The following is a 25,277-nucleotide window of genomic DNA, read 5'->3' as shown; positions in this document are numbered from 1 at the left end:
CCAGAGGGGGGGGGGGGGGTGGGGCGCCCCACCTGCGGGCCCCCCGAGCGCGGCGCCGGGGGGTTCCGGGGGGGGCGGGTGTAGGGCGATCTCGCCGCCCGGGCGTCCCGGCGCGCCGCCGCCGACGGTGTCGACGTGGTGATCCACAGCGCGGCACGGGTCGACGAACGGGGCACCCGGGCCCGCTTCTGGCTCGAGAACGTCCGCGCCACCGAGGAACTGGTCGCGGCCGCCCGGCGCGGCGGCGCGCGCCGCTTCGTGTTCATCTCCAGCCCCAGCGCCCTGATGGACCGCGACGGCGGCGACCAGCTCGACGTCGACGAGTCGCTGCCGTATCCGCGCCGGTACCTCAATCACTACTCCGAGACCAAAGCGGCCGCCGAACGCGCGGTCCTCGCGGCGAACACCCCGGAGTTCACCACGCTCGCGTTGCGCCCGCGCGCCATCTGGGGCGCGGGTGACCGGTCGGGCCCCATCGTGCGGCTGCTCGGCCGGACGGCGGCGGGCAGGCTGCCCGACCTGTCCGCCGGGCGGACGGTGCAGGCCTCCCTGTGCCACGTCGACAACATCGTGCGCGCGTGTCAGCTGGCCCTGACCGCGACGGCTGTCGGCGGGAAGCCGTATTTCATCGCCGATGCCGAGAAGACCGACGTCTGGAGATTTCTCGGCGAGGTCGCGACCCGGCTCGGCTACCAGCCGCCCACGCGGCGGCCGAATCCGCGGGTACTCGCCGCGGTGGTCGCCCTGATCGAGGCGGTGTGGCGGATTCCGGCGGTGGCGACGCGGTGGTCTCCGCCGCTGTCGCGCTACGCCGTCGCGCTGATGACCCGCAGCGCCACCTACGACACCGCCGCCGCGCGGCGCGACCTCGGCTACACACCGGTGACCGACCGGGAGACCGGGCTCGCCGAATTCCTGACCTGGCTCGAGGCCCGCGGGGGCGTCGAGACGCTCACCGCGGGCCTGCGGTAGACACCGCCCGACACTCCGGAGGCAATCATGAACGGCGGCAGCGTCTTCCGTCGACCGATCTCGACCACCGAGCGCATGTACTTTCCCATGCGGGAACTCGCGCCGCCGTTTCTCATGCAGCTGGTCATTCCCGGGGACGGCGAGATCGACCCGGAGCGATTGGGCCGAGCGGTGGCCACCGCGGCCGCCGTCACGCCGGGCGCCCGCCTGGTGCGGCGCGGCACCGACTGGGTCGACAGCGGCATCGCGCCCGCGGTGCGGGTGGTGCCGGGACACGTGCTGTGGGCGCCGGAACTCGAGGCAGATCCCGTGCTCACCAGCCCGATCGGCCCCACCCCCGATGCCACCGTGGAGGTGCTGCTGCTCACCGGCGCACCGGTGACCCTGATCTTCCGGGTCTTCCACGGCGTGATGGACGGCATGGGAATGGTGCTGTGGGCGACCAATGTCCTGCGCGCCCTGCGCGGGGAGGAACCGGTCCCGCAGCGGGACCCGATCGCCGACCAGGAACTCGTGGGGCGGCTCGGCGCTCCCGGCAAGCCGACGCCGATGGTGCCCCGGTATCGCAGCGCGGTCGGGGCGGGCAGGCAGCGGCGGGGCGCGCCCCGGCATCTGTTGCGGCACCGGCGGATCGAGGCGGCGGGGCCGGGCGCGCTCGCGCGGGTCTGCGCGCTGCTGGCCGCCGAGACCAGGGGGCCGTCTCGGATCATGATGCCGGTCGACCTGCGCAGGCACGATCCCGCGCTGCGCTCGACCGCCAATCTCGCGCTGCCGCTGTTCCTGGATCTGGCGCCCGGCCAGGACTGGACCGAGGTCAAGGACCGCATCAAGTCCGGCCTCGCGGCCGACCGTGAGCTGAATCAGCTGGCGAACACCCGGATCACACTGGTCCCCGACGCGGTGAACCGGGGCATCCTGCACACCACCAACTGGCTGGGCGCCCGCTTCGGCCGGAACCTGGCCTCGGCCACCGTATCCCACATGGGCCGCAGCGGCGCCGACGAACTCGCGGTACCCGGCTTCCGACCCACCGGGTTGTTCGTGCTGCCGCAGCACAGCGTCGCGATGCCGCTGCTGTTCGGGCTCACCGAATTCGACGGGCACACCGAACTCACGGTCTCGGCCCGCAACGGCGACGGCATCGCGACGCGACTGGAGGCCCTGCTGGACCGGATCACCGCGATGCTGGAATCCGAACTACCCCAGGGGAATTCGGTGGCCGGGGAAGGTAGCGGGCAGCTCGGTCAATGACCCGATGACATGGATGCCGGGCCGGATACCGGTGCGGCCACGGAGATTCGCGCGATCCAGCCAGCACGCGTGCAACCCGGCGTCCTGCGCGCCGATCGCGTCGATGGTGTACCGGTCACCGACGTAGGCGACCTCGCCCGGATCGAGTTCCAGCAGTGCGCATCCGGCGTGGAAGATGCTCGCGTCCGGCTTCCCGGCGCCGTGCTCCTCGCTGCACACCAGCCGGTCACCGAAGTAGGACAGCAGGCCGACGGCCTCGAGTTTGCGGCGCTGCGCCGGCACGGCCGCGTTCGAGACGATGCCGAGCCGGAACGCGGGCGCCAGGGTTTCCAGCAGCGGCGCGGCGTCGGGGAACGCGGCCCAGGCAGCACGGCGGTGCGCGGTGTAGCCCTCGAACCAGGCGATGGCTTCGGCCTCGGGGATGGCGACGGGGTCGGTGCGCCACACGTGGGACAGGAAGGCGCGCGCCCTCGCCAGCCGCTGGCCGGTGAAGCTCAGCTCGCCGCGTACGAACCGGGGGTATTCGGTCTCGGTGATCCCGCACCACAGGTCGACCGCGGCGGCGGGGTCGGGGAACCGATCGAGCATCCCCTCCTGGCGCAACTGCGCGAGCAGGCCCGCCGCGTCGGAGGCGGAGTAGTCGAAGAGCGTGTCGTCGACATCGAACAGCACACCCCGGATCGGCACGGCACCCTCCTTCGCCTCGGCGCGTTCCGAGCATGACACAGGGCAGAAGCCCTGGCCACGGCGATGTCAGAAATATTCCTTGACTGGAATATTCTTTGTCGGGAATACTTTGCTGCGTGGAAGCGACAGCAGCAGCACTCGGAGACGCCGCGCGGTGGCGCATCGTCGAACTCCTCGCCGAGCGACCGCGTTCGGTCGGCGAGCTGGCCGAGCTCACCGGCCTGCGCCAGCCGCAGACCACCAAGCACCTGCAGACCCTCGCCAAGGCAGAGCTGGTCACGGTGTTCCCACTCGGACAGCGCCGCGTCTACGCACTGGAAGCCGCGCCCCTGCGCGCGCTCGAACACCGGCTGCGCGCGCTGCTGGATACCGCCGCCGCGAATGCCGGTGAACGCGACGTGGTGGAGCGCTATCGCGCGGCCATCGAGGCCGAAACCCTCGCCGCCGACCAGGACCGATGGGCCGACGGGCGCACCTTCACCTTCGAGCGCGTGCTTGCCGCGTCGCCCGAGACGGTGTGGCGGTACTGGGTGGACGCCGAGCTGCTCGGTGCGTGGTGGGCCCCGCCGTCGATGACCGTCACCGCCTGCGCCCTCGACCCGGTCCCGGGCGGCCGAGCGGTCCTCGACTACCGCGACGCCGACGGCCACGTCTACGCCTCGGCCGGACGCGTCCGGCGCGCCGACGAGCCAGGGCGCCTGATGTTCGACCTGTCGGTCCTGGACGCAACCGGCGCGGTCTCGTTCACCGGCCGCTACGACCTCACCCTCGACCGGCGCGCGGACGGCACCCACCTGCGCGTCGACCTGACCATCACCGACACCGCCGTCGCCGCGGCCCCCTACGTCGCCGGCATCGCGACCGGCTGGGGGCAGGTGCTCGACAACCTCGCCCACACCATCGACCTCGATCAGCAGAAGGGCCCCACCCCATGACCACCCGCCTCGTCACCGCCAACCTCGCGCTCACCATCGACGGCCGCTACCACGGCCCCGGCGGCCCCACCGACGCCGACGCGATCGTCCGCTATGCCACGACCGAGGTCGCCCGCGACCACCTGACCCGGATCTGGGAGAACGCGACGACCGCCGTTCTCGGCCGCCGCAATGCCGAGGGCTTCCTCGCGTACTGGCCGACGGTCGCCGCCGACGACACCGCCGATCCGCGCGACCGCGCCTACGCGAAGTGGCTGATCGAGACCGAGAAGGTCGTCTTGTCGACCACCCTCGCCGCCGCGCCGTGGGACCGCACCCGCGTGGTGAACACGCCCGCCGCCGAGGTGATCTCCGCGCTCCGGACCGAGGACGGCGGGGAGATCCTCGTCAACAGCAGCCCCACCGTCATCAAGGATCTCCTGGCCGCCGACCTCGTCGACCGGCTGTACCTGCTGGTCACCCCGGAGATCGCCGGTTCCGGTGCGCGACTGTTCGAGGACGGCCTGCCGGGGACGCGGTGGCGCGTCGCCCGCCACGATGTCGGCGAACTCGGCGAGGTCGCCGTGCGTTACGACCGCGTCCGCTGAGGCACCCCGAGATCGCGCAGCGCGTCGAGCAGGAACGCGTCGACCAGGTCGGTCCGCTCGAGCTGCACCAGGTGCCCAGCCTGCGGAACCCGCACCACCGCACGCAGATCCGTGACATTCGCGCGCAGCGTCGCGAGCGGATCACGACCGCTGAAACCCTCCATGTCGGGGTCGTTCTCGCCGTACAGAAAGTAGGTCGGCACGTCGATCTTCGCACCGGCGAACGCCTCGGTGAGCGCCCAGTTGCGGTCCAGATTGCGATACCAGTTCAGCCCACCGGTGAAGCCGGTGCGTTCGAATTCCGTGGCCACGGTGTCGAATTCGGCCTCGCTGAGCCACGGCCACGGCAGATCCGGCGCCTTCGGCAACACGTCCAGATAGCCGAGTCCCGGCGGGTTCTGCCAGGTGTCGAGGTAGTGGTAGTCACCCGAGAGCGAGTAGTAGACGCGGGCGAGGAATTCGCGCGGCCGGGCGGCCAGTTCGGCGTCGGCCACTCCGGGCTCCTGGAAGTAAGCCAGGTGCAGGAAGTGCCGCTGCGCGGCCTTCGTCCAGAACTCCGACGGCGCGCGCGGCGGTCGTGGCGAGAACGGATTGTTCAGCACCGCGGCCGCCGCCACCCGCCCCGGCTCGCGCAGCGCCAGCTCCCACACCAGCTGGGCGCCGAAGTCGAGACCGACGAAGACCGCCCGCTCGGCGCCGAGATCGTCGAGCAGCGCCAGCAGATCACCGATGACCGCCTCGTTGGTATAGGCCGCCACGTCGGTGGGCGCGTCCGTGCGTCCGTAGCCACGCAGATCGGGCGCGACGCCCCGGTATCCCGCGGCGGCGACAGCGGCGAGCTGGCGGTGCCACAGGTACGAGGTGTGCGGGAAGCCGTGGCAGAACACCACCGGATACCCCTGCCCCTGTTCGGTGACGTGCATCCGGACACCGCCGGTGTCCAGGAATCGTCGGGTCAGCTCCACTACCGTCTCCCATTTCTAGAACGTGTTCCTATTTTGACGGTAATGTCTGGAGGCCATGAGCGGAACACCCGAGATTCTCGGCGGCAGAGTCGCCGTCGTCACCGGCGCCAGTCGCGGCATCGGCAAAGGCATCGCGCTGGAACTGGGCGCCGCCGGGGCGACGGTGTACGTGACCGGACGCACGACCGCCACGGGTCGACTGCCCGGCACGGTGCACGACACCGCGGCCGAGGTCACCGCGCTGGGCGGGCGCGGCGTGGCGGTGGTGTGCGATCACACCGACGACGCGGCGGTCGAGCAGCTGTTCGCCCAGGTGCGCGCGGAGCAGGGGCGCCTGGATGTGCTGGTGAACAACGTCTACAACTCCCCCGCCGCCGCGCGCTGGCTCGGCCGCAAGTTCTGGGAGGTGCCGGCGAAGGCCTGGGACGAGACCTTCGACATCGGCGTGCGGTCACACTACGTCGCCAGCGTGCTCGCGGCGCCGCTGCTGATCGAGTCGGCGGGCTTGATCGTCAACGTCTCGTCCCCCGGCGCCGAGCGCTACATGCACAATGCCGTGTACGGCGTCGCCAAGACGGCGCTGGACCGGCTCACCGCCGATCTCGCCCACGATCTGGACGGCACCGGCGCGACGGCGGTCTCGATCTGGCCCGGCATCGTGAACACCGAACTGCTGCAGCTGATCCCGGCCGACGAGCACGGCCGCCGCGAGGTCACCCTGCCCGGCGAAGGCACCTTCGATCTCGATGCCGCCGAGACGCCCCGGTTCGCCGGCCGCGCGGTCGTCGCGCTGGCCGCCGACCCCGGGCGCGGCGCCCGCGCCGGGAAGGCGTGGAAGGTCGCCGACCTCGCCGTGGACTACGGATTCACCGACGTCGACGGACGTGTCCCGCGCGCCGACTGAGCCGGTCGGGACCTGTCGTTTCTCCCCTGGAAATACGTGAGACAGTGCGTTACATTCAGATCAGGGACCTCGCCCACACACCGGCGATCCTTGTGACGATGGAGAGAAACAATGACGTTCTCGAAGACCGCGACCAGCAATCCCGCCTACGCCGACACCCTCGCGACGCTGTCGGAGGGGTCGGTGCACCGCCGATTCGACCCCTACCTCGACATCGACTGGGACTCCCCGGAGTTCGCCGTGGATCGCGACGATCCGCGCTGGGTGCTCTCGCCCGACCTCGACCCGCTCGGTGCCACCCGCTGGTACCAGGAGCTGCCGCTCGAACGGCAGATCGAGATCGGCCGGTGGCGGCAGGCCAACGCGGCCAAGGTCGGGCTGGCCTTCGAGTCCATCCTCATCCGCGGCATGATGCAGTACGCGATGGCGCTGCCCAACGGCTCGCCCGAATTCCGCTACTGCCTCCACGAGATGACCGAGGAGTGCAACCACATCCAGATGTTCCAGGAGCTGGTGAACCGCATCGGTGACGACGTCCCCGGCATGCGGCCGCTGTTCCGGATCGCCTCCCCGTTCATCGGCGTCGCGGGCGGCTACTTCTGGGTGATCCTGTTCATCGGCATCCTCGGTGGCGAGGAGCCGATCGACCACTACCAGAAGGCGCTGATCCGCTCGGGGAGCGCCACCCAGCCCACGCTGCTGCGGATCATGGAGATCCACATCGCCGAGGAGGCGCGCCACATCAGCTTCGCCAACGAGTTCCTGCGCGCCCACCTGGCGCGGATGAACCCGGTGAGCACGGCGGTCTGCGCGGTCGCGTTCCCGATCGCGATGCGCTGGCTCGCCGACGAACTGGTGAAGCCGTCGAAATCCTTCGCGCGCAAGTTCGACATTCCCGACGAGGTGTTCGCCGACGCGTTCTGGCGCAGCCCCACCAGCCGCAAGATCCTCAGCGGATTCTTCGGCGACATGCGCGCGCTCGCCGACGATCTGGGACTGATGAACCCCGTCACCAGGCAGCTGTGGAAGCTGCTGAAGATCGACGGCGGCAACGCCCGCTACCGCAGCGAACCCCTGCGCCGCACGGCCTGAGCCCGCTCAGGCCCGGTAACCGTCGGTGCCCGCGCGCGAGAGCACGATCGAGGGCACCACCGCGCGCGCCGACAGGCGCAGTACGGCGTCGACCATCTCGACCACGTCGTTCACCGCCAGCATCCGCTCCGGCGGAATCCGGTCGTGGATCCACGCGCTCATTTCGGTGTCGACATAGCCGGGCGCGATGGTGGTCGCCGCGATGCCGTTGCCGGACTCCTCGGCGTTCAGGGTGGTGAGCAGCGAGATCAGGGCGGCTTTGGTGGCGCCGTAGACGGCCAGCCCCGACTCGGCGTACACGCCGGTGATCGAGGACAGCGCGACGACCTTCGCGCCGCGCTCCGGGTCGGCGCACGCCGCGACGCGCAGCATCGGCAGCGCGCCCTGGATCAGGTGCAGCGGCGCCCGCAGGTTCACCGTGACGGTCTTGTCGAAGCGTCGCGTCGTGACCTCCTCGATCGGCGACGCCGTGCCGACACCCGCGTTCAGGATCAGCGCCGACATGGCGCCGAACCGGTCGGCGTGGCAAGCCAGGACGCGGTCGAGGGCGTCGTCGTCGGCCATGTCGGCGGCGACGGTGTGGACCTCGGGGGCGCCGCCGGCGCGCAGTTCGGCGGCGACCGCGTCCAGCCGGGCGCCGTCCCGCGCGGTGATGGTGAGTGAACAGCCTTGCCGGGCGAGGCGATGCGCGATGCCGAGGCCGATGCCACGGGACGCTCCGGTGATCAGTGCGGTCTTGGTCGTGGTCATTCTCGTCCCTCCAGTGCGCGCAGTCCCGCCGCCATGAATTCCGGGGTCGCCTCGGCGACGCGTTCGGCGGCCGCGCCCGAGTCCGAGCCCCGCAGTGCCCGATGGGTGATGCCCTCACCGATCACGCCGAGCTTGAAATTCGCCAGCGCCAGGTAGAAGCCCCAGTCGTCGAGGTCACGGCCCGCCGCGCGCGCGTAGGTCTGGGCCAAGGTGTCCGCGGACGGCATCCGGTCGCTGGTCCAGGCGGCCGACGAGCCGAGGACCAGGTCGAACACCGGCGAGCGGTAGACACACATCAGCGCGACATCGGTGAGCGGATCACCGAGGGTCGACATCTCCCAGTCGACGACGGCCAGCACCCGGCGGGGATCGGCCGCGTCGAGGATCGTGTTGTCGATCCGGAAGTCGCCGTGCACGATCGCGGCCGCCGAGCGTCGCGGAATCGCCTCCACCAGCGCGGCGTGCAGGGTCGCGACATCGGCCAGCTCGCGCGTCTTGACCCGATCCCATTGGGACGCCCACAGATTCACCTGGCGTTCGACGAATCCCGTCGGCCTGCCGAACTTCTCGAGGCCGACGGCCGCCGGGTCGATCGCGTGCAGCCGGGCCAGCACGCCCACCAGTTCGGTGGCGCTCGCGGCGACCTCGTCGTCGGTCAGTGCGGCGAGGTCGTCCTGATCGCGGACCACCCGGCCGTCGACGTAGTCCACGACGGTCATCGGCGCGCCGAGCGCCGCGCCGTCCGCGTCGAAGGCGATCGGCCGCGCGACCGGCACCGCCGAATCACGCAGCGCGGTGGTCACGGTGTATTCGCGCGCCATGTCGTGCGCGGACGGGGTCAGACCGGCCACCGGCGGCCTGCGCACGACCCAGCGCGAGGCCCCGTCGGTGGCGACGAAGGTCAGATTCGACCGCCCGCCGCTGATCAGCTCCACCCGCAGCGGGCCGCGCACGTCGACGCCGTGGTCGCGCAGAAAGCGGTCGAGAGCGGGAACATCCATGCCGGGCAACGTCATTCGGCGGCCCTCCGGGCCCGCTTGGCCGCGCTCACCACGCGCTTGGCGATGGCCCAGCGGTGCACCTCGGAGGGGCCGTCGTAGATGCGGAACGGCCGCACCTCGCGGTACAGACGCGCCAGCGGGAGGTCGGCGGCGACGCCGAGGCCGCCGCACATCTGCATGCTGCGGTCCACGATCCGGACGATCGCCTCGGCGGCGAAGGTCTTCGCGATCGAGGTGGCGTTCGCCGCGGTCTCGCCGCGATCGAGCTCCCAGCAGGCGCGGGTCAGCAGCGCCCTGGTGGCGGCGATGTCGATCTCGTTGTCGGCGATCATCTGCTGGATCATGCCGAGATCGCCGAGCCGCGAGCCGAAGCCCTCGCGCTCGACCACCCGCGCCACCGCCATGTCGTGACCGCGGCGCGCGGCGCCGAGCCAGCGCATCACATGGGTCATCCGGGCCGGGCCGAGCCGCACCTGGGCGTAGTCGAAACCGAGGTCGACCTCGCCGAGGACGGCGGAGTCGGGGACGAGCAGATCGTCGAAGAAGACCTCGCAGTGGCCGCCGAGCATCGACTTGTCCATCGTGTCGATGTGCCTGCCCACCCGCAGGCCCGGTGTGTCGGCGGGAGCGAGGAACATCGTGGCGCCGCCACGCTCCCCGGGCTCACCGGAGGTGCGGGCCATGATGATGAAGAACGCGGCACCGTCGGCGCCGGTGATGAACCACTTGTGGCCGTTGATCCGCCAGCCGCCCTCGGCCCGCACCGCACGGGTCCGCAGCGCCGTGGGATCGGACCCGGCGCCAGGGGCGGGCTCGGTCATCGCGAAGGCCGAGCGCACGTCACCGCGTGCCAGCGGCGCCAGGAACTGTTCGCGCTGTGCGGGATCGGCGATGTGGGCGAGCATGTGCACATTGCCCTCGTCGGGCGCCGCGATGTTCAGCGCGGTGGGGCCGAAGAGGGAGTAGCCGGCTTCCTCGAAGACCGGGGCCCGGTCCGACATCCCCAGTCCGAGGCCGCCGAACTCGACCGGCGCGTGCGGGGCGAAGATCCCCGCGGCCTTGGCCTGCTGCTGCAAGTCGCGGCGTAGCGCGTCACCACCGGCCGCGGCGATATCGCCGTCGTTGGCGTCGTCGAGTGGGACCACCACGCCGCGAATGAAGTCCCCCGTGCGCTCGACGAGCTGGCGCACCTCGTCGGAATGGGACAGATCTACCGCCACGGAACCCGCTCCTCACTGCCGAACGTTCGCTCGGTCCTGAACACGGGAACGATCGCACGCAAGCCGATGAGCTGTCAACCACGCTGGTGCGACGTTGGCAAATGTTCAGGTATCCTGAACACCGTGAAGACAGCTGACGGCGCCGAGATCGGCGCGCGGATACGGCGGGCAAGGCTCGCGGCGGGACTGTCGTTGCGGGAGACCGCACGGCGCGTCGAGGTCAGCGCGGCCACGCTCAGCGCGGTCGAGAACGGCAAGACCGGCGTCTCGGTCGCCCGGCTGCGCGACCTGGCCGGCGCGCTCGGCACCACCACGGCCGCGCTGCTGGGTGAACCGACCACCCGGCGCCGGGCCCCGGCACGGCAGGCCGAGGCCGAACCGGAGCGGGCATGGCGCGCCTTCCCGCCGCTCGCGATCGATCCCGTCCTCGCCGCGGCCATCGACTCCTTCGTCGAGACCGGGTATCACGGCGCGACCATGCGCGAGATCGCGCAGCGCGCGGGGATGAGTGTGCCCGGCGTCTACCACCACTACCGCGACAAGCAGGACCTGCTCGTCCGGGCACTCGACCTGACCATGGACGAACTGCACTGGCGCGTCGGCGCGGCCCGCGGCTCGGCGGACAGCGGCCGCGACCGGGTCGTCGCGGTGGTCGAGGCGCTGGCGCTGTTCCACACCCACCGCCGCGAACTGGCCTTCATCGGCGCCAGCGAGATGCGCAGCCTCACCCCCGGCAACCGGCGCCGCATCGCCGCCTCCCGCAACGAACTGCAATACCTGCTCGACGCCGACATCGATGCCGCGCTCACCGAGGCGGGCCTGCCGACCGTGCACGCCAGGGCCGCGGGCCGCGCCATCTCGACCATGTGCACGTCGCTGCCCCAGTGGTTCCGCCTCGACGGTCCGGCCACGCCGGAGCAGATCGCCACCGACTACGCCGGATTCGCGCTCGGACTGCTCGGTATCGGCCGGTGAGGACGGCCGAATCGAGGCTGTCGGGCCACCGATCCGGGCTGCTAGGGTCGCGCTGACAGCGTCCGGTCGCGGCATGGTGACCGGCACAGTGGAGGTGTCGCCGTGACTGCTCGGCTCGACGATCCGTTGACCCTGCCGTGCGGGGTCACCCTGCCCAACCGGCTGATGAAATCGGCGCTGAGCGAAACGCTCGGGCGCCCCGACGGCGCACCGTCCCGGCGGCTGGAGACGCTCTACACCCGCTGGCGCGACGGCGGCTTCGGACTGGTGGTCACCGGCAATGTGACGGTCGACCATCAGCACCTCAGCGAGCCGGGCAATGTCGCGATCGCCGACGACCGGCACCTGCCCGAACTCACCCGCTGGGCCGACACCTTCCGGCCGACCGCGACGCCGCTGTTCATGCAGATCAATCACCCTGGCAGACAGGCACATTCGCTGGCAGGACGGTCCCGTCCGGTCGCCCCGAGCGCGCTCAGGGCCGCGGTGCCCGGCGCGGTGCGGCCGCGCGCGCTCAGCCACGCCGAGATCCTGGCCCTCATCGCGCGGTTCGGCGCGGCGGCGGGTATCGCCGAGGCGGCCGGCTTCGACGGGGTGCAGCTCCACGCGGCGCACGGCTACCTGGTGAGCCAGTTCCTCTCCCCGCTGGCCAACCGACGCGAGGACGAATGGGGCGGCGACGCGGCGCGGCGACGCCGGTTCGTCCTGGCGATCGTGCGGGCGATGCGCGCCGCCGTGCGCCCGGGATTCGCGGTCGCGGTGAAACTGAATTCGGCCGACTTCCAGCGCGGCGGCTTCAGCGAGGACGAGTCGCGCGAGGTGGTGCGGGCACTGGTCGCGGAGGGCGTCGATCTCATCGAGGTCAGCGGCGGTTCCTACGAGTCACCCGCGATGATGGGCACGGTCGCCGCGTCGACCGCGGCGCGCGAGGCCTACTTCCTGGCCTACGCGCGGACCGTGCGCGACGTCGCGGGGACGGTGCCGATCGCGGTCACCGGCGGCTTCCGGACCAGGTCGGCCATGGCGGACGCGGTGTCGACCGGTGATTGCGCGGTGGTCGGATTGGGGCGACCCGCCTGTCTGACGCCCGACGCGGGGACGGCGCTGCTGGAGCGCGGGCTGGAGCGCTTGCCGTCGTCGAGCGTGCGCTGGGGCGGGGCGCGCGGGCTGGTCGGCCGGTTCGGTGACCTACGCAGCCTCGACAGCGTGGTCGATCTGCAGTGGCACACCGATCAGCTGCATCGTCTCGGTGCGGGCAAGGATCCCGATCCGGCGCGGCGCTGGTGGCGGACCGTCGCCTCGGCGACGCTGCGAATGGGACCCGGTGCGCTGCAACCGAAAAGGAGCGCGGGCCGATCCCGCCGATGATGGTGCGACCCGCCCCCACGTTCTCGGGGCGGGTCCTTCCCCATGCACCATGCGGCGCCGCCACGTCGCACGGCAGGGTCCATGCTAGACGCGAGAGGCGCCTTAGTCCGGTAACCACACACCGGACAACGCGCGGCGGACACCGTGTCCTGTCCCCGGGGCACCGGCCCACACGGGATCCGCACCGACTCGAATGTCCTGGCGCACAGCCGAAACCGGAGCGGCTACGGCGCGGCGGATTCCCTGCTCAACGTGGCGAACCAGGCGAGATAGGCGGCGGTCACCGCGCGCAGGTCGGCCGCGGGCCAGTTCGCGGGACGGAGTGCGGCGGGCAGCACGGGATCGGTCGTGAGGTGATCGAGACCGGCGCACACGGCCGCGAATTTGACTGTGGGGTCGGGCGTTTCGATGGCGCCGAGCAGCGCGTGGCCGCGGGCGGACCAGTCGGCCAGCGACCACAGGCGCGCGGCCAGGCGCTCCGGTTCGTCGACGGGGCGGGTGTGCAGCCGGATCGCGACGTCGTCCAGCGCGGCGGGCCATGCCCGCTCGAGGTTGGCAGGCCGCATCCAGACGCCTTCCCTGAGCTCGGCCAGCCGCAGGGCGAGCAGGGTGGCGCGCAGGGTGGCGCGATCGGCGGCGGGGCGGCCACTGGCCGTGACGACGACCTGTTCCCACTCCCCGTCCCACGGCCGTTCCGGCGGCGCGGCGAGTTCCACGCGCCGCGCCCGCAAGCCGGGGGCGAGGGTGTAGGCGCGATTCTCGCGGCGCAGTTCACCGGCGGCGACCATGCGCGAGACCGCTACCCGCACGGTCGACTCCGGGTAGCCGACGGCGGTGGTGGACGCGCAGATCTGCCGGGAGGTCATCGTCGGCGAATCGGCGGCGATGAGTATCCGGACCAGTGCCGAGCGGGCCGAGACCGGACGGATACCGGTATCGGGCCCGGTCACGAGGGGTTGCACGCGGTCGAGTCTACATATTTCACTATTGCCACGGCCGTTTCGAATATGTAACGTTCGGTGGCATCAGCGCCACCCGGCGCGCCGCCGACGACAAGGAGCTCCCCATGACCGCCGCCTTCCCCCTGGCCGGGCGCACGATGATCATGTCCGGCGGCAGCCGCGGCATCGGACTGGCGATCGCGGTCGCCGCGGCCCGCCAGGGCGCCAATATCGCCCTGCTGGCCAAGACCGATGTTCCGGACCCCCGCCTGCCCGGCACCATCCACACCGCGGCCGCGGAGATCGAGGCCGCGGGCGGTCAGGCGCTGGCCGTGGTCGGCGATGTCAGGGACGAGGCGTCGGTGCGCGAGGCCGTCGAGCGCACCGTCGAGCGCTTCGGCGGTATCGACTACTGCGTGAACAACGCCTCGGCGATCGCCCTGGCCCCGACCGAGGAGCTGCCGGTCAAGCGCTTCGATCTGATGCAGCAGATCCAGATCCGCGGCACCTACCTGCTCTCCAGCGCGTGCCTGCCGCATCTGCGGCGCAGCGAGAACGCGCACATCCTGAGCCTGTCCCCGCCGCTGAACCTGGCGCCGCACTGGCTCGGTTCGCACCCCGCCTACATGGTGGCCAAGTACGGGATGTCGCTGCTGACGCTGGGCTGGGCGGCCGAGTACGCCGAGCACGGCGTCGCCGCGAACTGCCTGTGGCCGCAGACGCTCATCGCGACCGCCGCGGTGCAGAATCTGCTCGGCGGTGACGAGGCCGTCGCGAAGGCGCGGACGCCGGAGATCGTGGCGGACGCCGCGGTCGCGATCCTGGGCAGCGACGCGCGCACGACGACCGGCAACACCTTCCTCGATGTCGACGTGCTGCGCGAGCACGGCATCACCGACCTGTCCGGCTACGGCGGCGCCGGCGAACTCGAGTACGACATCTTCGTCGATCCGCCGCAGGCCTGACCCGACCTGACCACGGAGAGGGGCCAGCCGTCGTGCGCGTTCGCACGACGGCTCGGCGGAAACGGATGATCAGTGGCGGTGCAGGGATCGGACGGTGAGCGCACCCCAGCACAGGAGCCAGCCCGCGGCCCCCAGGTAGAGGACGTAGGCCAGACCGACGAGCACGGGGCCGTAGTCGCCGACCCAGTCCCCCAGTCGCACGAGGGCGGCGAGGCCGAGGCCGACCAGGAGCAGGCCGATGATCAGGCCCGGCATGGCCAAGGGCGCGATGGTGGTATCGGCGTCCGCTGTCGCGGCGTCGCGGCGCTCGCGTGCGGTAACTGACAGTTTGCTGTTCGATTCGAAGTAGATGCTGCTCATAACCATGAGGTCCCTTCCGGGCAGCCGTCCCGACGCGGCCGGTAGGTGATCCGCAATGGATCTTTCGTGGCCCTTCACGCCGGAGCGGACGGGCGGGTCGTCCGTGGCAGAGGGTCCGCACCGACCCTGCCGTTTGATCACGAACGGTTAACGTTCAGCAATTACGAGCGTGCCAGCTATCAGTAGCGAATGACAGATGATGTGATCTGCATCACATAGAACACCTGTTCGACACGAAGCGATAACGCGCGTTACATTTCCGGCAAACAGCCCCCGGAACTGGCGAAACACCCCACCAATCGGACGTTTGCCCAGCATGCGCACAGCCGTGTGATTTATACAACCGTTACGGCTCTGACGTGCGGAAACGTGCTCCGAACCACTGCGACACAGCCGCGACCGGCATCGCCCTCCTTCACGGCGCCGTAACCATCCGGCCCCGCCGACCTCGCCCGCGCGATCGGAACCCACGCGCCGGGAACGGTTCTCGAGTGTCACAGAGGGCGAAACCATGCCGAGATCCCGTCGTGTTCCGCGACGACGACTTGCGCGCGGTCGTCGACCACCGCACCTTGCCGACCGCTACGGACAGCGGCGATTTCCGGGCCCGACATTCCGTCGGTTCGCGCTGGTGAACGCGTCACGTCCGCTATCGTCCATCCAGTTATTTTTCGATGCTGCTGGATCGTTCGTGTCGCTTCGCCGCAATCACGTGCCGCGTGAGATCCACGCCTCGTGCTTTCGGCGACCCTCTCAGACGAAGGACGCCGGTCACCATGCCCGCACCCGTTATCCTCCACGGCCGCATCGCACGGCTGGAACCTCTCGCACCCCACCATGTGCCCGGCCTGGCCGCCGCGGCCGCCGCCCTCGGCCCGGCCGGGTTCACCATCGTCCCGCACGGTGAGCAGGAGGCGCGCACCTACGTCTTCCAGGCCGAGGCCGCGCAACTGGCGGGCACCACGCTGGCGTTCGCGATCGTCACCGTCGAGGACGAGTGCGTGGTCGGGGCGACCAGATTCACCCGGCTCGACTACTGGCAGGGCCCGCTGACCTGGCCGTTGTCGGCCGAACCGGTCACCGCGCTGCCCGGCGGGTCGATCCCGGACGCCGTCGAGATCGGCAACACCTGGCTCACGCCCGCGGTGCGCGGCGGCGTGGTCAACCTCGAGGCCAAACTGCTCATGCTCACCCACGCCTTCGACGGGTGGGGTGTACGCCGGGTGACCCTGCGCGCCGACGCCCGCAACCTGCGCTCGCGGGCCGCGATCGAACGCCTCGGCGCGGTGAGCGACGGTGTGCGCCGGGCACATTCGCGCGGACTCGACGGAGCGGTCCGCGACACCGCGTTCTATTCGATCCTGCACGACGAGTGGCCGGGGGTACGGTTGCGCATCACCGAGCAACTCGCCGCGCGGGTGCGGCGCGCGCCGCTGATCCCGGCCACCGCCGAGGCCCTGCGGCCGCTGGCGGCGCCGATCAGCTGACCGGGACCGACTCGATCCGCTGGGTGACCAGCTCGGCGAGCGCGAGCGGGCGCTCGTCGGGCAACCAGTGCGAGGCGTCCTCGACCACCGCCAGGCGGTAGTCACCGATGACATAGCGCTCGGTCAGCTCGGCCCCGCGGCGGGTCAGCGCCGTGTCACCGGTACTCCACACGTGCGTCACCGGCACCCGCGCCGACACCGTCGACAGGGTCCGGTTGCCGGGGACCACCAGCGCGCGGTACCAGTTCAGCGCCGTGGGCAGCGCGCCGGTGTCGACGATCTCGCTGTGCACGCGCGCCAGTACCTCCGGTGACATCCCCGTGGCGGTGAGCGCCCGGTCCAGCACCCCGGGCCGGGCGGTCAGCAGCCGCTCCGGCAGCACCGGGATCTGGAACAGGCCCATATAGAACGAGCGGAACAGCTGATCGCTGCCGACCATCGAGCGCAGGAACGCGCCCGGGTGCGGCACCGACACCGTCACCAGCGTCCGGACCAGGTCGGGCCGGGCCGCCGCGAGCGACCAGGCCACCATCGCGCCCCAGTCGTGGCCGACCAGATGCACCGGTCCCCGGTCGATCTCGCGGATCAGCTCGACCACGTCGGCGACCAGTTCCGGCATCCGGTAGGCGGCCCGGCCACGTGGCCGGGCACCCGGCGAGTAGCCGCGCTGGTTCGGCGCGACGGTGCGGTAGCCGCGGTCCGCGAGCAACGCGCTGAACTCGGTGAACGAGGTCGCCGTCTGCGGAAAACCGTGCAGCGCGACGACGACCGGGCCGTCCACCGGACCGGTATCCACCACGTCGAATCGGAATCCGGCCCGGGTGTACGAGTTCAGCCGTGCGCTCACAGGAACCTCCGTCTCGATTGACTGAACGGTAAATTACCGCTTAGTCAGTCGAGGGTCAACGCCCCGTTCCGCCGTGCACGACCGCGACCTCGGCGCCGCCCAGATCGAAGGCGCGGTGCAGCACGCGCACCGCGTCATCCAGGTCGGTGTCGCGCACCAGCACGGAGATGCGGATCTCGGAGGTGGCGATGAGATCGAGATTGATGTCCGCCGCCGCCAGCGCCTCACAGAACGTCGCGGTGACGCCGGGATGGTTCTTCATGCCCGCGCCGATCAGCGACACCTTGCCGACACGGTCGTCGTAGCGCACATCGGTGAATCCGATGTCGGCCCGACGTTCGCGCAGCAGCGCCAAGGCCCTGTCGCCGTCGGCGGCGGGCAGGGTGAAGGTGATGTCGGTGCGGCCGGTGCCGGTGTTCTGGACGACCATGTCGATACCGATCTCGGCATCGGCGACAGCCCGGAAGACCTGTGCCGCGTAGCCGGGTTCGTCGGGCAGGCCGACCACGGTGATCTTGGCCTCGCTGCGATCGTGCGCCACGCCGGTCAGCACCGCCTGGTCGGCCGGGATGTCGGCCATCGAACCGAAGACCGTGGTGCCGATGGTGTCGGTGTAGGACGAACGCACGTGCACCGGCACGTGATAGCGCCGCGCGTACTCCACGCAGCGCAGCATCAGGACCTTCGATCCGCAGGCCGCCATCTCCAGCATCTCCTCGTAGGAGACCTGGTCGAGTTTCTGCGCGTCGGAGACGATGCGCGGGTCGGCGGTGAACACCCCGTCGACATCGGTGTAGATCTCGCAGACATCGGCGCGCAACGCCGCGGCCAGCGCGACGGCGGTCGTATCGGACCCGCCGCGACCCAGCGTGGTGATGTCGCGACTGTCCTGGCTGACCCCCTGGAACCCCGCGACCAGCACGATCTCCCCGTCGTCCAGGGCACGCCGGACCCGGTCCGGATCCACCTGGATGATCTTGGCGTTGCCGTGCGCGCCGGTGGTGATCACCCCGGCCTGCGAACCGGTCAGCGACCTGGCCTCGGCACCGAGCGAGTGGATCGCCATGGCCACCAGGGCATTCGAGATGCGCTCCCCGGAGGTCAGCAGCATGTCCATCTCCCGCGGCGGCGGCGCCGGCGCCACCTGACCCGCCAGGTCGAGCAGTTCATCGGTGGTGTCGCCCATCGCCGAGCAGACCACCACCACATCGTGACCCTGCTTCTTCGTCTCCACGATCCGCTCGGCCACCCGCCGGATCCGCTCCGCGCTCGCCACCGATGATCCGCCGAATTTCTGCACAACCAGGGCCATACCGTGTCCTCTCCCGTGCTCGTCCACGCGTGATTCCGCGCGTGACCCCTCCGAGTATCCAGGGATTTCTGGCACGGCTGTCCAGATTCGTGGTGAAAACGACTGCCGCCGAATCGTTTCGGCCGCGATACTGGCTGCACGGGGGTGGCGCGAGCGGCGTTCGTTCCCGGCTCGGCACCTCTCGGCGGTTAGGCGAATTCCCATGACCCATCAGCTCTCTCGTTCCCCGCGGCCCGCACTCGGGGTCACCGTCCTCGGCGCGGGCGCGCTCGCCGAAGAGGTCGTGCGCATTCTCCGGGAGTCCGGGGGTGACCTGCGCGAACGCGCCGGAGCGGAGCTCACGGTCGACGGAGAGCCGGAGTTGGTGGTCGACGCGACCTCGGACGCGGGATCGGTGACCGCGGTGCTCGACGCACTCCGGCAGGGCCGGTCGGTGATCACCGCGAACACCGCGCTGATCGCCGAACACGGTCCCCGGCTGGCCGCCGCGGCCGAACAGTACGGCGCCGACCTGTGTTTCGAAGCGGCGGTGGCGGGCGGGGTCCCGGTGGTGCGGCCGCTCACCCAGTCACTCGCGGGCGACCGGGTGCACCAGGTGCTCGGCGTCTTCCCCGGCGAACCCGGGCGCGGCACGGCCGAGCAGGCGGCGATCCTGGCGACCCTGGCCTTCCATACCAGGGTCGAGGTCGGCGACGTGTACGTCGAGGATCCCGGCCCCGCGCCCGGCTACGACCGCGCCGTCGCCGAGGCGCTCGGCCTGCGCCTGCGCACCCTGGTGGTGTGCGCACGCGTGGTGGAGCAGCCCGAAGCGGGTGGCAAGGAACAGATCTCGGTCCGGGTCCATCCGGCGCTGCTGCCCGCCACCGACCCGCTGGCCGGGGTGGCGGCGCCGTACGGTGCGGTGGCCGTCGACGCGGCGGCCGCGGGCAGGCTGATGTTCTACGGCACCGCAACCCCCGCGGCGACCGCCTCGGCACTGCTCGGTGATCTGATCACGGCGGCGCGCAACCGGGTGCACGGCGGCCGCGCCCCGCGCGCCTCCTACTACGCCGAACTCCCCCTCGCCCCGCTCGGCGACACCCCCACCCGCTACTACCTGAACCTCGCGGTGACCGACCACGCGGGCGCCCTGGCCCAGGTCGCCGCGACCTTCGCCGCCCATGCCGTGAGCATCGCCCGGGTGCGCCAGGAGCACCACGGCCCCGACGCCCATCTGATCATCCTCACCCACCGCGCCCCCGACTCCGCCTTCGCCGACACGGTGGACGCGCTCGCCGAAACACCGTGTGTACGCGCCGTTCTCACCCGCTGGCGGGTCGAGGGCACCGACGACGTGTAGCGAGGTCCCCGGCGCCCCTCCTCGCGCGAGGACGCCGGGGGCGTTCCCGATCAGCGGGAGAATACGCGGGCGCGCCGACGGGCGCGGTCGTACGGTGAGTCGCATGACGGCAACCACCACCGACGAATCGGCCCGCCACCTCGCACGGCTGGCGGCGATCGAGTCGATCATCGCGCTCAAGCACCGCTACTTCCGCGCGTGCGACGCCAAGGATCCGGAAGGGTTCCGCGACTGTTTCGTCGCGGTCGGCTCGGCACTGGACTACGGCGAGCTGGGCGCGATGGACGCCGAGGGCATGGCCGCCGTCTTCGCCTCCATCGCCCTGCAGAAGGTCGACGGCAAGCACGCGATCCTCGACATGCACCACGGCGTCCACCCCGACATCACCGTCGGCGAGGACGGCACGGCGACCGGCAGCTGGACCCTGCGCTTCCGCCAGGTCAACCTGATCGAACGCACCGAAACCGTCGCCACCGGCGAATACGCCGACGAATACCGCCTGGAGAACGGTCAGTGGAAGATCGCCACCTGCACGTTCACCCGCCTGTGGGCGATCACCAGGCCACTCGACGACGCCACCCGCATCGCGGAGTAGACCACGGCGCGCACTGGTCACCGCCGGCCGCGGCCGGCCGACGTCGTTCACTCGCCGCGGTGGTGGCCGCCCACGGGTACTGGAAGCCTGAACCGGCTACAGGCTGACCGCGACCGAGCGCAGGATCAGCGCGACGATGAACACCACGGTGAAGGCCAGGTCGAGGGCCGTGCCACCGAGCCGTACCGGAGGCAGGACCCGGCGGACGGGCGCCAGCACCGGCTCCGTCGCGGCGTACACCACCGAGCGTGCCTTGCCCGCCCACGGGGGCAGCTTGCCGAGCAGGTCGGCCCAGTCCAGCACCATCCGGACGAGCAGCAACACGATGAACACCGTCAGCACGTAGCCGACCACGGTTCCGATGAGACTCATGACGCACTCCTTGGCAGGCCGTACAGGACCTCGTGCCTTGTCAACGCGTCGGATCGCGCCGAGGTGTCCGACTCCGCTGGTTCTCAGCCGATTATCAGCCCTGGAGTCTCGCGGTGTCCCCGCGAAACGCGGTGAGCCCCGGGCTGGGTACCCGGGGCTCACTGTCGGATGCTCGATCTACTTCTTGCGGTCCTTCTTCTCGCGGACGCGCACCGAGATGCGCACCGGCGATCCGTCGAAGCCGAACTCCTCACGCAGGCGACGTTCCAGGAAGCGGCGGTAGCCCGCCTCGAGGAAGCCGGTGGTGAACAGCACGAAGGTCGGCGGGCGGGTGCCTGCCTGGGTGGCGAACAGGACGCGGGGCTGGCGGCCGCCGCGCATCGGCGGCGGGGTGGCCGCGATGACTTCCTTGAGCCAGGTGTTCAGCCGGCCGGTGGAGATGCGCTTGTCCCAGGACTCGAGCGCGGTCTCCATCTGCGGCACCAGCTTCTGCACGGCGCGGCCGGTGTGGGCGGAGATGTTGACCCGCTGCGCCCACGGCACCCGCACCAGATCGCGATCGATCTCGCGCTCGAGCATGTACCGGCGGTCCTCGTCGACCAGGTCCCACTTGTTGAACGCCAGCACCAGCGCGCGACCGGAGTCGGCGACCAGGCTGATCACGCGCAGGTCCTGCTCGGTGATCGGCACCGAGGCGTCGATCAGCATGATCGCGACCTCGGAGGCCTCGAGCGCCGACTTGGTGCGCAGCGAGGCGTAGAACTCGGTGCCCGAGGCGTTGGACACCTTGCGGCGCAGCCCGGCGGTGTCGACGAACTTCCACACCTTGCCGCCCAATTCGACCAGCGAGTCGACCGGGTCGACCGTGGTGCCCGCGACATCGTGGACCACCGAACGCTCGTCGCCGGAGAGCTTGTTGAGCAGACTCGACTTGCCGACATTCGGCTTGCCGACCAGCGCGACCCGGCGCGGCCCGGCCACCCCGGTGCCCTCACGCGGGGTTTCCGGCAGCGCGGCGAGCACATCGTCGAGCAGATCGCCGGTCCCGCGGCCGTGCGCGGCCGACACCATCCGCGGCTCACCCAGCCCGAGCGACCACAGACTGGCCGCCTCGAGTTCGGCCTTCTGGTCGTCGACCTTGTTGGCCACCAGGATCACCGGGATCTTGGAGCGGCGCAGCTTGCGCACCGCCGCCTCGTCGGTCGCGGTGGCGCCGACGGTCGCGTCGACGACGAGCAGGATCGCGTCGGCGGTCTCCATCGCCACCTCGGCCTGCCGGGCCACATGCTGCTGCAGGCCCTTGGCGTCGGGCTCCCAGCCGCCGGTGTCCTGCACCAGGAAGCGGCGTCCGGCCCAGCTGGCCTCGTAGGAGATGCGGTCGCGGGTCACGCCGGGGATGTCCTCGACGACGGCCTCGCGGCGCCCGAGGATGCGGTTCACCAGGGTCGACTTGCCCACGTTGGGGCGACCGACGACGGCCACCGTCGGCATCGCGAGATGCTCGTCGCCCTCGTGCTCGCCTTCGAGATCGGCGATCTCCCAGTCGGTTTCGTCGGACCAGGTGCCGTCTCCGACCAGTACCTCTTCGTCGATCATCGCGACCCTCCTGTCGTGGCCGAAAGCTGCTGGGCCACCACGCGGTAGAGCTCGTCGATGGTCTGATCCATCGTCAGGTCGCTGGTGTCGACGAGCACCGCGTCGGCTGCGGGGCGCAGCGGCGACACCGTGCGGGTGGAATCGAGGGTGTCGCGGCGCTGCACGTCGGCCAGTACGGCCGCGTAGTCGTCGCCGCGTCCCTCGCGGATGTTCTGGGCATTGCGCCGCTGGGCGCGCGCCTCCGCGGAGGCGGTCAGGTAGATCTTGGCGTCGGCGCCGGTGAGCACCACGGTGCCGATGTCGCGGCCCTCGACCACGATCCGGCCCGCCATGGCGGCGATCTCGCGCTGCGAGGCGACGAGCTGCTCGCGCACCTCGGCCACCGCCGATACCGCGGACACGGCCTTGGTGACGGCGTCACCGCGGATCTCGGCGGAGACGTCCTCGCCGTCGAGCTCGATCACCTCGTGGCTCGGATCGGTGCCGATCGACAAGGGCAGGGCCGCAACGGTTTCGGCGATCGCCGTCGGATCGGCCAGGTCGACCCCGGCGCGCAGCACGCGCAGCGTGGCGACCCGGTACATGGCGCCGGTGTCGAGGTAGCGGGCGCCAAGACGCGTGGCCAGCCTGCGCGACACACTGGACTTGCCGGTGCCGGAGGGACCGTCCATCGCGACGACCAGGGTGCCGTCGCCGGTCATGCGGTCGCCCATGATCTTCACCGGGGAATCCACTCCGTTCACAACTGCACCGCCTCGTAGAGTTTGCCGATCTCGTCCCGGCCGAGCACGCGCAGCGTGCCCGGACGCTGGTCGCCCAGCGCCACCGGGCCCAGATGGGTACGTACCAGCCGGATCACCGGGTGGCCGACCTCGTCGAGCAGCCTACGCACGATGTGCTTGCGGCCCTCGTGCAACACGAGCTTGACCAGCGAACGACCCTCGTGTGCCTCGAGCAGCGCGAACCGGTCGACCTTGGCCGGCCCGTCCTCGAGCTCGACGCCGTCGCGCAGGCGCTTGCTGATCAGGCGGTAGTTCACCTCGCCCTGCACGGTGGCCAGGTAGGTCTTGGGCACCTCGAAGGAGGGGTGCATCAGCCGATGCGCCATCTCCCCGTCGTTGGTGAGCAGCAGCAGGCCCTCGGTGTCGGCGTCCAGACGGCCGACATGGAACAGGCGCTGACCGGCGGCGATCCGCTCGGCGACGATGTCGCCGACGCAGGGACGGCCCAGATCGTCGGACATGGTCGACTGCCAGCCACGCGGCTTGTTCAGCACCAGGTGCACCAGCTCGTCACGCACGACGACGCGGGTGCCGTCGACACGCACGACCGCGTTCTCCGGGTCCACGCGCAGGCCCTGCTCACGCACGATCTTGCCGTCGACCTCGACGCGACCGGCCGCGATCATGTCCTCGGCGGCGCGACGCGAGGCGACGCCCGCCTTGGCGAGCACCTTCTGCAGGCGTTCCCCCTCGCCCCACGGCAGCTTCTTGGGGCCCTCGGCGGTATCGGCGTGCTGATGCCGCGCGGGCTTGGCGTTGTTCAGGATGGTCGGCGCGACCACCTTGCGCTGCGGCTTGGCCGCCTTCTTGCGCGCGGCCGGGGCCTGCGCGGTGGTGGGCCGGGCATTGCCGCCCGCCCGTGGCGCGGCGCCGCGTTGCTGAGCACCGGGACGTCCACCGCGCTCGGCGTCGTCGCGCTGGTAGCCACCGGTGCCACGGCGACCGCCGTCACGCTGGAAACCGCCGGCGGAGGCGCCGCGGCGCCCCCCGGATTCGGTGTCACGCTGGTAACCACCGGCGGAGCCGCCACGGCGACCGTCGTAGTCACCGTCACGCTGGTAGCCGCCCGCGGAGGTGCCGCGGCGAGCGCCGGTGTCGCGGGAGTAACCACCCGCGCCGGTTCCGCGGCGGCCGGTGGCCTCGCCGCGGGCGCCGCCCTGCCCGGTGCGCGCGGTGCCGCCGCGGGATCCCGCGGTTCGGTTCGCGCCGCTACGGGGCTGGTCGGTGCGTCTTCTTCGATCCGGTGTGCCATCTCGGCGAGCGGAATTATTCATCTGTCCTGTCAATCGTCGGTGCCGAGGTCCATGTCGGACTCGGCGGGTTTCTTCAGCCTGGTGAACCGGGGGTCGGTCTCCAGGCTCTCGCTGATCTCATCGATCAGATCGACGCCGGGAAGCAGCGGCGCCAGCGGTGGCAGGTCGCCGAGTGAGGCGAGCCCGATCCGTTCGAGGAACAACTCGGTGGTGCGGTACAGCGTGCCGTTGGTCTCCGGATCCTGACCCGCTTCCGCGATCAGGCCCCTGGCGAGCAATGTGCGCATCACTCCGTCGACGTTCACCCCGCGAACCGCGCTGACCCTGGTGCGGGTCACCGGCTGGCGGTAGGCGATCACCGCCAAGGTCTCCAAGGCGGCCCGGGTGAGCTTCGTCCGGGCCCCGTCGAGCAGTACCCGCTCGACATAGGGCGCGTACTCCTGTCGAGTATAGAAGCGCCAGCCGTCCCCGACGAAACGCAGGTCGATGCCGCTGCCCCGCGCGGTGAGCTCGGCCGACATCGCCCGCAGCGTGGCCTCGACCCGCTCGGCGGTGTCGTCGACGGCCGCTGCCAGCTGTTCTACCGGCGCGGGAGCGTCGACGACGAGCAGCATGGCCTCGAGCGCCGACCGCAGTTCGCCGTCCTCGAGCGGCTCGGAAGTGAACTCCACCACTGCCTCGGTCATGCTGTTCCCTCCTGGATGATCGGGAGCCCTCCGTG

25 protein-coding genes and 1 pseudogene are annotated in these 25,277 nt (G+C 70.9%); 12 read left to right on the top strand and 14 right to left on the bottom strand.

The genetic code is table 11. The annotated features are described in order from the left end of the window. Nucleotides 1–96: 96 nt before the first annotated feature. Together QH270_RS06665 and QH270_RS06660 are read left to right on the top strand one after the other, a co-directional pair. A pseudogene (locus QH270_RS06665) lies at nt 97–972 on the top strand (NAD-dependent epimerase/dehydratase family protein); the annotation flags it as partial. A 27-nt stretch (nt 973–999) separates the two neighbouring features. Next, a complete protein-coding gene (locus QH270_RS06660) occupies nt 1,000–2,223 on the top strand; it encodes a peptide synthetase (protein WP_280339549.1) in 1,224 nt (407 codons plus the stop codon). Here QH270_RS06660 and QH270_RS06655 read toward each other — a convergent pair. Continuing rightward, nucleotides 2,170–2,910, bottom strand: coding sequence for an HAD family hydrolase (locus QH270_RS06655; RefSeq protein WP_280339548.1), 741 nt, complete (start codon nt 2,908–2,910; stop codon nt 2,170–2,172). The genes QH270_RS06660 and QH270_RS06655 overlap by 54 nt on opposite strands. Before the next feature lie 116 nt (nt 2,911–3,026). Here QH270_RS06655 and QH270_RS06650 point away from each other — a divergent pair, with 116 nt between their 5' ends. Both QH270_RS06650 and QH270_RS06645 read left to right on the top strand, forming a co-directional pair. Further along, a complete protein-coding gene (locus tag QH270_RS06650) occupies nt 3,027–3,845 on the top strand; it encodes a metalloregulator ArsR/SmtB family transcription factor (RefSeq protein ID WP_280339547.1) in 819 nt (272 codons plus the stop codon). Next, complete coding sequence (locus tag QH270_RS06645) at nt 3,842–4,432, top strand: dihydrofolate reductase family protein (protein ID WP_280339546.1); 591 nt, start codon at nt 3,842–3,844, stop codon at nt 4,430–4,432. The genes QH270_RS06650 and QH270_RS06645 overlap by 4 nt, the downstream gene beginning before the upstream one ends. On the opposite strand, the gene QH270_RS06640 is transcribed toward QH270_RS06645, so the two are convergent. Next, nucleotides 4,414–5,397, bottom strand: coding sequence for an alpha/beta fold hydrolase (locus QH270_RS06640; RefSeq protein ID WP_280339545.1), 984 nt, complete (start codon nt 5,395–5,397; stop codon nt 4,414–4,416). The two genes, QH270_RS06645 and QH270_RS06640, sit on opposite strands and share 19 nt — an antisense overlap. 55 nt (nt 5,398–5,452) lie before the next feature. On the opposite strand from QH270_RS06640, the gene QH270_RS06635 reads away from it, so the two are divergent. Then, nucleotides 5,453–6,301 (top strand): SDR family NAD(P)-dependent oxidoreductase, encoded by an 849-nt coding sequence (locus QH270_RS06635; RefSeq protein ID WP_280339544.1) that lies wholly within the window; start codon nt 5,453–5,455, stop codon nt 6,299–6,301. Between the two features lie 111 nt (nt 6,302–6,412). Then, a complete protein-coding gene (locus tag QH270_RS06630; protein WP_280339543.1) occupies nt 6,413–7,393 on the top strand; it encodes an AurF N-oxygenase family protein in 981 nt (326 codons plus the stop codon). A 6-nt stretch (nt 7,394–7,399) separates the two neighbouring features. Here QH270_RS06630 and QH270_RS06625 read toward each other — a convergent pair whose 3' ends face one another. From QH270_RS06625 to QH270_RS06615, 3 genes are read right to left on the bottom strand one after another with little or no spacing between them, the layout of a single operon-like run. Beyond that, nucleotides 7,400–8,143 carry an SDR family NAD(P)-dependent oxidoreductase gene (locus tag QH270_RS06625; RefSeq protein WP_280339542.1) on the bottom strand — a complete coding sequence of 248 codons (744 nt, stop codon included), beginning with the start codon at nt 8,141–8,143 and terminating at the stop codon, nt 7,400–7,402. Beyond that, nucleotides 8,140–9,144 carry a phosphotransferase family protein gene (locus QH270_RS06620; RefSeq protein ID WP_280339540.1) on the bottom strand — a complete coding sequence of 335 codons (1,005 nt, stop codon included), beginning with the start codon at nt 9,142–9,144 and terminating at the stop codon, nt 8,140–8,142. Before QH270_RS06620 ends, QH270_RS06625 begins: the two co-directional genes overlap by 4 nt. 11 nt (nt 9,145–9,155) lie before the next feature. Continuing rightward, entirely contained in the window at nt 9,156–10,364 is a 1,209-nt protein-coding gene (locus QH270_RS06615; RefSeq protein WP_280339539.1) for an acyl-CoA dehydrogenase family protein, read from the bottom strand. 123 nt (nt 10,365–10,487) lie between these two features. Between QH270_RS06615 and QH270_RS06610 the strand changes: the two genes are divergently transcribed. Together QH270_RS06610 and QH270_RS06605 are read left to right on the top strand one after the other, a co-directional pair. Further along, nucleotides 10,488–11,339: a TetR family transcriptional regulator gene (locus tag QH270_RS06610; protein WP_348537636.1), complete on the top strand. Its 852-nt coding sequence runs from the start codon at nt 10,488–10,490 to the stop codon at nt 11,337–11,339. Between the two features lie 102 nt (nt 11,340–11,441). Next, on the top strand, nt 11,442–12,707 hold the full coding sequence (locus tag QH270_RS06605) for an NADH:flavin oxidoreductase/NADH oxidase family protein (protein WP_280339537.1): 1,266 nt from the start codon (nt 11,442–11,444) through the stop codon (nt 12,705–12,707). A 224-nt stretch (nt 12,708–12,931) separates the two neighbouring features. On the opposite strand, the gene QH270_RS06600 is transcribed toward QH270_RS06605, so the two are convergent. Continuing rightward, entirely contained in the window at nt 12,932–13,669 is a 738-nt protein-coding gene (locus tag QH270_RS06600) for a PaaX domain-containing protein, C- domain protein (protein ID WP_280339536.1), read from the bottom strand. A gap of 104 nt (nt 13,670–13,773) precedes the next feature. Between QH270_RS06600 and QH270_RS06595 the strand changes: the two genes are divergently transcribed. Further along, nucleotides 13,774–14,613: an SDR family oxidoreductase gene (locus QH270_RS06595; protein WP_280339534.1), complete on the top strand. Its 840-nt coding sequence runs from the start codon at nt 13,774–13,776 to the stop codon at nt 14,611–14,613. Nucleotides 14,614–14,682: 69 nt separating this feature from the next. Here the strand turns inward: QH270_RS06595 and QH270_RS06590 are convergent, their stop codons facing one another. Next, nucleotides 14,683–14,973, bottom strand: a complete 291-nt coding sequence (locus QH270_RS06590) for a hypothetical protein (RefSeq protein ID WP_280339533.1) — start codon at nt 14,971–14,973, stop codon at nt 14,683–14,685. A gap of 776 nt (nt 14,974–15,749) precedes the next feature. Between QH270_RS06590 and QH270_RS06585 the strand changes: the two genes are divergently transcribed. Further along, a complete protein-coding gene (locus QH270_RS06585) occupies nt 15,750–16,460 on the top strand; it encodes a GNAT family N-acetyltransferase (RefSeq protein ID WP_280339531.1) in 711 nt (236 codons plus the stop codon). Here QH270_RS06585 and QH270_RS06580 read toward each other — a convergent pair. After that, the gene (locus QH270_RS06580) at nt 16,453–17,307 is read right to left on the bottom strand and encodes an alpha/beta fold hydrolase (RefSeq protein WP_280339530.1); all 855 of its coding nucleotides are present in this window, start codon (nt 17,305–17,307) and stop codon (nt 16,453–16,455) included. The genes QH270_RS06585 and QH270_RS06580 overlap by 8 nt on opposite strands. 55 nt (nt 17,308–17,362) lie before the next feature. Beyond that, nucleotides 17,363–18,619: an aspartate kinase gene (locus QH270_RS06575; RefSeq protein ID WP_280339529.1), complete on the bottom strand. Its 1,257-nt coding sequence runs from the start codon at nt 18,617–18,619 to the stop codon at nt 17,363–17,365. Nucleotides 18,620–18,821: 202 nt separating this feature from the next. Between QH270_RS06575 and QH270_RS06570 the strand changes: the two genes are divergently transcribed. Together QH270_RS06570 and QH270_RS06565 are read left to right on the top strand one after the other, a co-directional pair. After that, nucleotides 18,822–19,958 (top strand): ACT domain-containing protein, encoded by a 1,137-nt coding sequence (locus QH270_RS06570; protein WP_280339528.1) that lies wholly within the window; start codon nt 18,822–18,824, stop codon nt 19,956–19,958. Nucleotides 19,959–20,061: 103 nt separating this feature from the next. Next, on the top strand, nt 20,062–20,553 hold the full coding sequence (locus QH270_RS06565) for a nuclear transport factor 2 family protein (protein WP_280339527.1): 492 nt from the start codon (nt 20,062–20,064) through the stop codon (nt 20,551–20,553). A gap of 96 nt (nt 20,554–20,649) precedes the next feature. On the opposite strand, the gene QH270_RS06560 is transcribed toward QH270_RS06565, so the two are convergent. From QH270_RS06560 to scpB, 5 genes are all read right to left on the bottom strand, one after another. Next, nucleotides 20,650–20,925 (bottom strand): YggT family protein, encoded by a 276-nt coding sequence (locus QH270_RS06560; protein ID WP_280339526.1) that lies wholly within the window; start codon nt 20,923–20,925, stop codon nt 20,650–20,652. Nucleotides 20,926–21,102: 177 nt separating this feature from the next. Beyond that, nucleotides 21,103–22,521 carry a ribosome biogenesis GTPase Der gene (gene der / locus QH270_RS06555; protein ID WP_280339525.1) on the bottom strand — a complete coding sequence of 473 codons (1,419 nt, stop codon included), beginning with the start codon at nt 22,519–22,521 and terminating at the stop codon, nt 21,103–21,105. Continuing rightward, complete coding sequence (gene cmk / locus QH270_RS06550) at nt 22,518–23,222, bottom strand: (d)CMP kinase (protein ID WP_280339554.1); 705 nt, start codon at nt 23,220–23,222, stop codon at nt 22,518–22,520. The genes der and cmk overlap by 4 nt, the downstream gene beginning before the upstream one ends. Before the next feature lie 38 nt (nt 23,223–23,260). Then, nucleotides 23,261–24,577 (bottom strand): pseudouridine synthase, encoded by a 1,317-nt coding sequence (locus QH270_RS06545; RefSeq protein WP_280339523.1) that lies wholly within the window; start codon nt 24,575–24,577, stop codon nt 23,261–23,263. Between the two features lie 8 nt (nt 24,578–24,585). Beyond that, the gene (scpB, locus tag QH270_RS06540; protein WP_280339522.1) at nt 24,586–25,242 is read right to left on the bottom strand and encodes an SMC-Scp complex subunit ScpB; all 657 of its coding nucleotides are present in this window, start codon (nt 25,240–25,242) and stop codon (nt 24,586–24,588) included. Nucleotides 25,243–25,277 lie beyond the last annotated feature (35 nt).

Source organism: Nocardia neocaledoniensis (genome assembly GCF_029868625.1).
Classification (GTDB): domain Bacteria; phylum Actinomycetota; class Actinomycetes; order Mycobacteriales; family Mycobacteriaceae; genus Nocardia; species Nocardia neocaledoniensis_A.
The sequence above is the reverse complement of the archived record's forward strand: the minus strand, read 5'-3'. Positions and strand labels throughout refer to the sequence as shown.